The organism is Dietzia sp. DQ11-71 (genome assembly GCF_014144995.1).
GTDB lineage: Bacteria > Actinomycetota > Actinomycetes > Mycobacteriales > Mycobacteriaceae > Dietzia > Dietzia kunjamensis.
The window spans coordinates 1-3,000 of record NZ_JAALDT010000510.1; the positions used below are offsets into that span (position 1 = coordinate 1).

Annotated in this window: 3 protein-coding genes; 2 read left to right on the forward strand and 1 reads right to left on the reverse strand. The window is 68.9% G+C overall.

Annotated features, from left to right (window positions below):
* Both G6023_RS15405 and fadD5 read left to right on the forward strand, forming a co-directional pair.
* The coding region (locus G6023_RS15405) for an enoyl-CoA hydratase-related protein (protein WP_241727902.1) at nucleotides 1-335 on the forward strand (335 nt) is incomplete at its 5' end.
* A 59-nt stretch (nucleotides 336-394) separates the two neighbouring features.
* The gene (gene fadD5 / locus G6023_RS15410; protein WP_067720059.1) at nucleotides 395-1,987 is read left to right on the forward strand and encodes a fatty-acid--CoA ligase FadD5; all 1,593 of its coding nucleotides are present in this window, start codon (nucleotides 395-397) and stop codon (nucleotides 1,985-1,987) included.
* A gap of 251 nt (nucleotides 1,988-2,238) precedes the next feature.
* Here fadD5 and G6023_RS15415 read toward each other — a convergent pair whose 3' ends face one another.
* A complete protein-coding gene (locus tag G6023_RS15415; RefSeq protein ID WP_472986459.1) occupies nucleotides 2,239-2,976 on the reverse strand; it encodes a GntR family transcriptional regulator in 738 nt (245 codons plus the stop codon).
* Between the last annotated feature and the right edge of the window lie 24 nt (nucleotides 2,977-3,000).

The window sequence follows — 3,000 nt, forward strand, 5'->3', positions numbered from 1 at the left end:
TGCTGCCCGCGGCCGTCGGACGGTCGATCGCCTCGCGCATGCTGCTGCGTGGCGACGCCGTCTCCGCCGCGGAGGCCCACGACGTCGGACTGGCCATGGAGGTCCACCCGACCGCGGACCTCGAGCCCGCCGCCGCGAAGCTCGCCCGCCGACTGGCCCGGGGTTCGGGCCGCGCCCTGGAACTGACCAAGAGGGCCGTCACCGGGGCCACGCTCGCCGAGCTGGACGCGGCCCTGGCCAGGGAACACGAGGGCCAGTGCGAGCTGCTGATCTCCCCCGACTTCGCCGAGGGCGTGTCCTCGATCCTCGAGAAACGGCGCCCGAACTTCTCCTGAACCGTCCCTCCTGTCACCTGCCCCTCCCGTCACCCACCGCCCGACGAAAGGCCGAGATCATGACCACCGCCACGGATCCCATCGCCGAACTCCACGCGGCACGTCGCAACAACTGGAACACGTGGGTCGCCACCCACGCCGAGATGCAGCCCGACGCGGAGGCACTGCGCTACCTCGGTCAGACCACCACGTGGTCCCAGCTGCACGATCGCAGCAACCGCTTCGCCGACGCGTTGGCCCGCCGCGGTGTGGGCAGGGGCGACCGGGTCATGCTCATCACGCTCAACAACCCGGAGTTCGTCGAGGCCGTGCTGGGCATCAACGAGCTGGGCGCCATCGCGGTACCGGTGAACTTCCGGCTCACCCCCGGTGAGCTCGCCTACCTGGTCAGCGACTGCACGCCGAAGGTCGTCGTCACCGACGCGATGCTCGCGCCGCTCGTCGGCGCGATCCGCGCCCAGGGCGAGGAGCCGGGCCACCACATCGTCATCGGCGGTGAACCGGGGGCGCCCGACCAGATCACATACGCGGACGCGATAGCGGAGCAGGGCCAGCCGCATGAGCCCGTCGACGTGCCCGAGGACTCCACCGCGCTCATTACGTATACCTCGGGCACCACGGGGCGGCCCAAGGGCGCCATGCTCTCCTACGAAAACCTCACTGCGCAGTCCCTGACCTGCATCCGGGTCTTCCGACTGTTCGACGAGGACGGGCGCGCACTGTGCGCCGCCCCGATGTTCCACATCGCGGCGCTCGGCTCGATCGCGCCGAGCCTCCAACTCGGCGGCGTCACGGTGGTCCACCCGCTGCAGGCCTTCGACCCCGCAGCGGTCCTAGACACCCTCGAGGCCGAGCACATCACCAGCATCTTCCTCGTCCCCGTGCAGTGGCAGGCCGTCTGTGCCGAGCAGCAGGCCCGCCCGCGCAGCCTGGTGCTGCGCAACATCTCCTGGGGCGCGGCCCCGTCCACCGACACGATCCTGCGCGCCATGGCCGAGACCTTCCCGGACGCCCTGAACTGCGCGGTGTTCGGCCAGACCGAGATGAGCCCCATCACCTGTGCCCTCGACGGCGATGACGCGATCCGCAAGATCGGTTCCGTCGGCAAGGTCATCCCCACCCTCCAGGCGCGCGTCGTCGACGGCTTCGGCGAGCCCGTCGGCCCGGGTGAGGTCGGCGAGATCGTCTACCGTGGTCCCACCACGATGTCCGGTTACTGGAACAAGCCCAAGGAGACGGCGGAGGCCTTCGAGGGCGGGTGGTTCCATTCCGGCGACCTGGTCCGCATGGACGACGAGGGCTTCGTCTACGTGGTGGACCGCAAGAAGGACATGATCATCTCCGGCGGCGAGAACATCTACTGCGCCGAGGTGGAGAACATCATCGCCGGGCACCCGAGGATCCGCGAGGTCGCGGTGATCGGCCGCAAGGACGACAGGTGGGGCGAGGTCCCCGTCGCAGTGGTCGCCCAGAACGTGGAGGACGGCGTTGCCGATCTCACCCTCGAGGAGATCAGCGAGTGGCTGCGGGACAAGCTCGCCGGCTTCAAGCTCCCCAAGCATCTGGTCCACGTCGACGAACTCCCCCGCAACGCCAGCGGCAAGGTCGTCAAGGGCACACTGCGTTCCGAGCACGGCACCGTGGGCGTCTGAGCTGGTGTCCCGGCTCCCGTCCGACCACTCCGGGAGAGCAGGGAAGTGCTCACCAGCTCTATCGTCGGGCCGGATCCACAGGTGCGCGACCACCGGCTTCCTGCAGCGACCGTTCCGGGATGAACTCGGAATCCCGTGGAGTTCGCACGCGGCCCGACGAACTCCCCCGGACGGTTCGGACGGCCACCTACCGCATCCTGTTCACCGATCTGAGGTGGAGAGTGCGGACGGACCGATCACTGAAGTGGGACTCAGTGCTCGGGGTCGAGTTCCGGTGCGCGCTCGTCGTCCCACACGCCCGCTCGCTCGAGATGGGCGATGAGCAGACTCGCGCCACCGGTGAACTCGGCGTCCACCACTTCGTGGGCCGTCTCGACGTCGCCGTCACGCAGCGCCTCGAGCATGCGGCGGTTGTCCGTCAGTGCGCCCGCACGCCACTCGGGGTCGTCCGCGTACAGCCGGTAGGGCATGTAGCGGGCGGCGTTGGACAGGAACCGGGACAGCTTGTCCGAGCGGGAAGCCCGGTTGAGGCACCGGTGGATCGCGTACTGGGCGTGCACCACGCCGTCGGTGTCATCTGACGCGGATGCCTTCTCGAATTCGTCGATCAGACGACCGTGGAACTCGAGAGTTTCCGCGTCGTAGCGGGTGATGGCCCGGTCGACGATGCGCTTGGAAAGTTCCGCTTGGAGCCAGAAGATGTCCTCGATGTCCTGGCGGCTCATCGGCGAGACCAGGTAGCCGCGCCGCGGCACCAGATCGACGAGGCCCTCGCCGCGCAGGGTGAGTAGTGCCTCCCGGACCGGGGTCACGCTCACCCCGAGTGCGGAGGCGGTCTCGTCGAGCCGGATGAAGGACCCCGGGCGGACATCGCCGCTCATGATCCGAGTCCGCACGTGGTCGGCGACCTCCTCGGAGAGCTGCGGGCGCTGGCCGAGTCGTGTGGGGGCCACGTCCGCCACCTCATTCCACGAGAGAAGGGCACCCACCCGGAGCGCCGAGACCGATGATCT